This window comes from Mesorhizobium sp. M7A.T.Ca.US.000.02.2.1 (genome assembly GCF_003996995.1).
Classification (GTDB): domain Bacteria; phylum Pseudomonadota; class Alphaproteobacteria; order Rhizobiales; family Rhizobiaceae; genus Mesorhizobium.
The window spans coordinates 22,595-28,780 of sequence record NZ_RZTT01000027.1; the positions used below are offsets into that span (position 1 = coordinate 22,595).

Below are 6,186 nucleotides of genomic sequence, written 5' to 3' on the forward strand. Positions count from 1 at the left end.
GGTGCTGACAAGCTGGCTGCGTTGGAAACATTTGCTGCCCAGCCATTTCGCGCCTGCTTGTGGCTCTCATGCAGGGTCACGCGCTGGCCAAGGCTGAGGCGCCTTCGGAGTTCGAAAGCCACGTTTCATGGCGTAACAGCAGAGTAAGTCTCAACCGATTGCAAAGGTGTCTCGATGGCCAACGTCCTGCGTGACTTCATCAAGCGTGCGCCGGCCAGCCCGGATTTAATGGTTGCGTTGATGCTGCTTCTGGCTGTCGCGATGATGGTCATGCCTATCCCGGTCGTGGTGGTCGACGCCCTGATAGGATTCAATATGGGGTTGGCCATACTGCTGATGATGGTTGCCCTGTATGTCAGTACTCCACTTGATTTTTCCTCTTTGCCCGGCGTTATTTTGATTTCCACTGTATTCCGTCTCGCGCTCACGGTCGCAACGACGCGACTGATTCTGGCCGAGGGGGAGGCCGGCAGCATTATTCATACTTTTGGCGATTTCGTCATTTCAGGCAATATCGTGGTGGGTTTCGTCATATTTCTGGTCGTCACCATGGTGCAATTCATGGTCCTCGCGAAGGGTGCCGAACGGGTGGCAGAAGTGGCGGCGCGTTTCACGCTGGATGCTCTGCCGGGCAAGCAAATGGCGGTCGACGCAGAGCTACGCAACGGCCACATCGATGCCAACGAATCCCGCCGGCGGCGCGCCGAATTGGAGAAGGAAAGCCAACTCTATGGCGCGATGGACGGCGCGATGAAATTTGTGAAGGGCGATTCCATCGCCGGGCTGGTGGTTATCTGCATCAACATGCTGGGTGGAATTTCGATCGGCCTGCTCTCCAAGGGCATGTCCTTCGGCGAGGTACTGCATCACTACACTCTGCTGACGATAGGCGATGCATTGATATCGCAGATTCCGGCCCTTCTGCTCTCCATTACTGCGGCGACCATCGTCACCCGTGTGACTGGGACGGCGAGGATCAACCTCGGTACAGAAATGGTCAGTCAGCTCACGGCCAGCACTCGAGCCTTGCGACTGGCGGCCGGCGTCCTGGTTGTAATGGGGTTCGTTCCTGGGTTTCCCCTCCCCGTCTTTCTGATGCTGGCCGCAGTGTTCGCTGCGGTAAGCATTGTCAAGGCTGATGTGCTGGGCGCCGGCACTGCCGATGCGAAAGGTGGAACTGCAGCGGAGCCTAAGCAAGCCGCGCCTGCGAAGGAATTCCCGATCGCATTTTTTCTAGCGCCAGATCTTATGCAGGCGGTCGATCAAGCCGAATTGCAAAAACATATTGGGCGCGTTTCGCTCCTGGTCACAGCCGATCTGGGCATTATCGTTCCTCGCATCCCTGTCTTGGTTGACGAGCAGCTGCCTGAATCGCAATTCCGAATTGATGTCGAGGGCGTGCCAGTCGAACAGGACGCCTTAGATCCAAACCAGATGGCGCTCCGAGCCGATGTAGCGCACGTCGACTCGAGCGGTGTCCCCCTTAGACGTGAGCCGAAAACGGACAGACTCCCGGTTGAACATACCCCTGCAAAGGCCCTTACGGGCGCCGGCACGGAGCATAGGGCTCCCGGCGAACTCCTCGCCTTGCGCGTCCATGCAGCGTTGACCCGCTACGCACCGCGATTGGTGGGCATCCAAGAGACCCGACATTTCCTGGGCCGAATGGAGCAGGAATATTCTGAGCTTGTGAAAGAGGTGCTACGCACGACGCCGATTCCTCGGATTGCCGATGTTCTGCGCCGCCTCCTGGAGGAAGGTATCCCAATCCGCCACACCCGTCTCGTGTTGGAGGCATTGGCCGAATGGAGCGAGCGTGAGCAAAACGTTGCCCTGCTGACGGAATATGTCCGTTCTGGTTTGAAGCGACAGATCTGCCACCGCCATGCCAACACGGAGGGCATCGTGTCCGCCCTGGTCGTCGAGCGCGAGAGCGAGGATGTGATGCGTGGCGCGGTTCGAGATTCGGATGCAGGCCCCTATCTCGCACTGGAGGATCGGCAAAGCGAAGCGATGCTATCACAGATACGTCAGGTCCTTTCGAACGCAGAACCGGGTCAAACCCGCCCTATTCTGTTGACGTCGATGGATGTCCGACGTTTCGTCCGCGGCTTTCTGACGCGAAACGGGGTTGATCTCGCCGTGCTGTCTTATCAAGACCTCGCCTCCGACTTTACAATTCGCCCCGCAGGATCCGTCACACTCCCGCACGGATCGAACAGCGGATTGTTAGAGTAGTCCCACCTTTCCTAACTGAACGCCACGCGCCTCCCCGATAACTGAGAGATAACATGAATAGCAATACAGTTTCTCCATCGCCTATGTTTCTGCGCCGGAACTCACTTCTTTTTGCCGTACTCGCCATTCTGCCTTTGGGCGGTTGCGCCAGCTGGCAAAAGCCGGCTCTTTCCGTGCAGGAGACATCTTCCCCCGAGTTGCTCAGCGCCGATCAAATCGATCCGGCTATGCGCGAACGCATTTTGCGCGAAGTTGGTCAGGATGTTCAAGAGCGGGCTTTGCGGGATGAGGTGAAGCAGCACCCGGACAATGTTGATGCGGCGATACGACTTACAAATGCCTTGGTGGGCCAGAAGCGCCCGCACGAAGCGGTTGAGGTGCTCGACAGCGTCTTGGTTGCAGCCCCAGGAAACGTACGTGCATTGAATGCGAAGGGCGTGATTTTGGACATTGAGGGGCGGCATGACGCGGCACAGGCCCTGTATCGGCGAGCTCTCGAAAACGAGCCAGGCAATCAGATGGTGCAGCATAACTTCAATCTGTCGCTTGCCTTTAACGGCAAGTCCAAACAACCAAGGTTAGCACGATCGCAATAGGTGGGCACAGTGCATGCGCAGCCTGTTCCCCGGCTCGAACACGCGCTCGGCTCCCATCATAGATGGCCCCCTGAAGAGAGCCATATCTATGCAAAACAGTTGCTCCAGATCTGGCCGGCAGAGATCGGCAGGAGAGCCGGATGACATCACGCGGCCACCCGCAAGGCCACCCGCCTCGCTTCGTTGCCAGAGCGCCCTCTCCCTCGCCGGTCACCGTCTCGCAATGCGGCGACCTGGCTTAAGGCGGTCGACCGAGCGCCCGATGCAGTAGCCATGAATACGTAACGCAGCGATGGACCCGCCGGATCGTGTCGCGCTTGTGCTGGCCGTCCCTGCCATTACAGCACGGTGATTGTAGCTGGATCATATTCTAGAGGCATCGATGGTGTGGATGCCTTCGATCCAAACAATCGATTTGTTGAATTCGTCCGCCTGAGGAAATTAGCTGCGGCGATCCGACTTCCGACGCCTGCAGGCGCAAAACCAACAGCGTGAGCGCTGCGGGTCCGGAGGCAGGCTGCAAAGTGCAATCACCAGCGCTGATAAGCGGCAAGTGAAGAATGTATCGCTCGGGCGACTCCTGTGTTGTGCACGGTTGCCCCGCGAGGTGAACTGTAGCAGCTTGGCAGCTCAGCGTTCACGAAAGGAGAAAAGATTTGGGGCCAAGCAAAGACCGGCTTTTTTGATTGTCTTGCTGTATCGCTATGGTGGGGCGGGCGCGACCGCTCCCATAATTCAATACGCTGCCTTTAGCGATGGACGATGACGGGATGCGTCGCCGAGACTTCAATGGTGGAGGAGCAGCGCACCCGTCGATCCATTTGCTTTCAGCGGCAACCGCCACTATGAAGCGACACTTCGCCCAACTGTGTTTTAAGCTGCCCGGAGAAGTTTATGACAGAAGAACCCCACAAGACCGACATCCTCATCGAGCTCACTGCCGATGTTGTATCAGCCTACGTCTCCAACAACCCCGTCCCGGCGGGGGAGCTTCCTGCCCTGATCGCCCAAGTGCACGGGGCTCTAAACGGCACGGCTGGACTCATACCGGCAGAAGAGCCTGTGCCTGTAAAAAAACCTGCTGTCCCGATCAAAAAGTCGATCGAACCGGACTACATCATTAGCCTTGAAGACGGCAAGAAATTCAAATCGCTAAAGCGCCATCTGGCGACGCACTATGGTCTGACCCCAGACGAATATCGCGCCAAATGGGGTCTGCCGTCGGATTATCCCATGGTGGCGCCGAATTACGCCGCTGCGCGCTCCGCCTTGGCCAAGACCATGGGACTCGGCCGCAAACCGAAAGAGCCGGAAGCCCCAGCCACGGCGCCGGCGAAACGGACCCGCAAGAAGGTCGCAGCCTAAATCCGTATCAACAGTCGTTCGGACGCGCAGCAGCCGTTGGCCCAATCTGCGCGGAATCAAAGGGCGGGGATGAGCCCCGCCTTTCCCGTCCAAGAGCCTCATTTCCAGAGTAATTCATGATGGCTCCAGCAATCCCTGCCGCGGCATTAACTTGCATGCTCCGGCCCGGGTTTCGAGCCGTCAATGCGTTCCGGCGATGACGAACCTTGCCAAGGCTTTCCCGGACCGTTAGCCAACCTTGCTGAGGCTGCCTGCAGAGGACTTTCCCGTGCGGCGATCCTGTTCCACCTCGTAGTTGATCTTCTGGCCCTCATTAAGGGTCGACAGGCCCGCTCGTTCAACAGCGGAAATGTGGACAAAGACATCCTGACCGCCGTTGTCAGGCTGAATAAAACCAAAACCCTTCGTGCTGTTGAACCACTTCACCGTTCCAGTCGCCATATCCATTCCTTTGTAATAAGTCGCAACTTAGGCAGGCCATTCACGCCAGCCTGATTTGTACACGAGACTTTAGGCGCATCAAAATCGGAAAATTGCAAGGCCCACTCGATCGCCTGATCTCCAGCAGCAACTGCAACATATGCGAGGCGCGTGCCAGACGAGGCGTATGCCAGACGTTTCGTCGTGCGCTGTCGCTCGAACGTTGACAGAAACAATGACACACCTTGCAAACTCGGCACATCTTGTGGACGTGCTCGGGTCGCTTCTCGACTGCGATACCCGCTCCTGACCGGGTATCGTCGGCCAAAATGAGGGTTTTTGTCATGTGCCGCCAGACCGAAAGATCAGGCGCGCAGCGACCTGCACATTCAAACCGGAACCCGCGAACCTCGATTAGCTTCTGCCTGCTCCGAAGGGCGGTAGCCTGCTCTGAGGCGGGCCACTGTCGGGTTGAAAACCAACTGTCGGGTTCGGAACCCCAGATTGTCGGCAAGGTACGCGCCGCCCACTGGTTGGCCAAAGGGGCACTGGCTCCTGATCCTGCCGCCATGCTCGCCCGATCTCAACCCGATCAAGACAGGTCTGCTCAAAACTCAAGGCGCGGCTGCGGAAGAAGGCGGCCAAAACTTTCGACGCTCTCTGCGGAACTCTCGGCGATATCTGCCAGCTGTTGGAGCAAAATCAAAAACCATTAATTGCGACAGGTGATTTTATGACATTCATTGCGAAGAGGCCAGAATGAACAGCGGAAGAGAGTAGCAGCTCTCTGGTCGCGGCGAGGTGGATCGTCGACACGATCGGCACCTGGCCCGTGCGGGGATCGCACCGCAGCCAGCACCAGAGCCAGACCTTGACCGCTTGCCTTGCTCAGGCGCCACAACAACGAGTGGCTGGAAGCAGATCCACGTGAACTCAGCGATATCGATCAGACGATGCTTACCCTCATGAAAGCCGATCCCGACGCTGTCCAGCGCCGCGAAATCCTGACCAGCATATGGCGCATCGGATGCCACCGCCTGCACACTCACCATCGACATGCCGGAACTCGGAACCAAAGGCCGCAAGCCTCGCCGGCCTCGGCAAAAAATGGAGCGGCCGCGCCTTCTCCGGGGCGGCCGGGCCAATGTTCGCCAGGCCCTCTACATGCCCGGCCCTTCGCCCTGCGCTTCAACCCCGACCTCAAGGCAAAATACCAGGCGCTAAAGGCGGCAGGCAAACCCGCAAAGGTCATCATCTTGTTGCGAAAGCTCCTCATCCTAGCAAACGCTCTCCTCAAGGCGCAGCGAAAATGGCCCCTAAAACCCTTGACCGAAACGGATACCTTAGCCTTTCAGGTGAGGCGGGCCGAGATAGACCAACCGCGGGTTTAACTTCGCGAGTTTAAGCTGATTATGCCGATGCAACTCTAGCGCCTGCGCGACCGTTTTAGCTTCCATCAACAAGGCGGCAGGGTGGGAGGAAGTACCCTCCCCTGCCGCGAACAAGCTTTGGACAAAGCCCCACCTTGTCCGTAATGTGATCGGGAGGCCGGGGCGCGGCGGTGCTC

Annotated in this window: 5 protein-coding genes; 3 read left to right on the forward strand and 2 right to left on the reverse strand. The window is 58.0% G+C overall.

Annotation, left to right across the window (positions count from 1 at the left end; genetic code table 11):
- Nucleotides 1-174: 174 nt before the first annotated feature.
- The 3 genes from sctV (at nucleotide 175) to EOD15_RS04650 (ending at nucleotide 4,199) form a co-directional block, all read left to right on the forward strand.
- Nucleotides 175-2,238, forward strand: coding sequence for a type III secretion system export apparatus subunit SctV (gene sctV / locus EOD15_RS04640; protein ID WP_063169272.1), 2,064 nt, complete (start codon nucleotides 175-177; stop codon nucleotides 2,236-2,238).
- Between the two features lie 53 nt (nucleotides 2,239-2,291).
- Nucleotides 2,292-2,834: a tetratricopeptide repeat protein gene (locus EOD15_RS04645; protein WP_081714429.1), complete on the forward strand. Its 543-nt coding sequence runs from the start codon at nucleotides 2,292-2,294 to the stop codon at nucleotides 2,832-2,834.
- Between the two features lie 894 nt (nucleotides 2,835-3,728).
- Nucleotides 3,729-4,199 carry a MucR family transcriptional regulator gene (locus EOD15_RS04650; RefSeq protein WP_024505385.1) on the forward strand — a complete coding sequence of 157 codons (471 nt, stop codon included), beginning with the start codon at nucleotides 3,729-3,731 and terminating at the stop codon, nucleotides 4,197-4,199.
- A 228-nt stretch (nucleotides 4,200-4,427) separates the two neighbouring features.
- Here the strand turns inward: EOD15_RS04650 and EOD15_RS04655 are convergent, their stop codons facing one another.
- Both EOD15_RS04655 and EOD15_RS36230 read right to left on the reverse strand, forming a co-directional pair.
- Nucleotides 4,428-4,640: a cold-shock protein gene (locus tag EOD15_RS04655; protein ID WP_127249593.1), complete on the reverse strand. Its 213-nt coding sequence runs from the start codon at nucleotides 4,638-4,640 to the stop codon at nucleotides 4,428-4,430.
- A 1,322-nt stretch (nucleotides 4,641-5,962) separates the two neighbouring features.
- Nucleotides 5,963-6,186, reverse strand: a 224-nt coding sequence (locus EOD15_RS36230; protein WP_210212187.1) for a hypothetical protein, incomplete at its 5' end; no start/stop codon positions are given.

Bases quoted from the DNA above. Each gene is read 5' to 3' on its own strand.
- EOD15_RS04645 (WP_081714429.1), top strand. From the start codon at position 2,292: ATGAATAGCAATACAGTTTCTCCATCGCCTATGTTTCTGCGCCGGAAC.
- sctV (WP_063169272.1), top strand. From the start codon at position 175: ATGGCCAACGTCCTGCGTGACTTCATCAAGCGTGCGCCGGCCAGCCCG.
- EOD15_RS04655 (WP_127249593.1), bottom strand. From the start codon at position 4,640: ATGGCGACTGGAACGGTGAAGTGGTTCAACAGCACGAAGGGTTTTGGT.
- EOD15_RS04650 (WP_024505385.1), top strand. From the start codon at position 3,729: ATGACAGAAGAACCCCACAAGACCGACATCCTCATCGAGCTCACTGCC.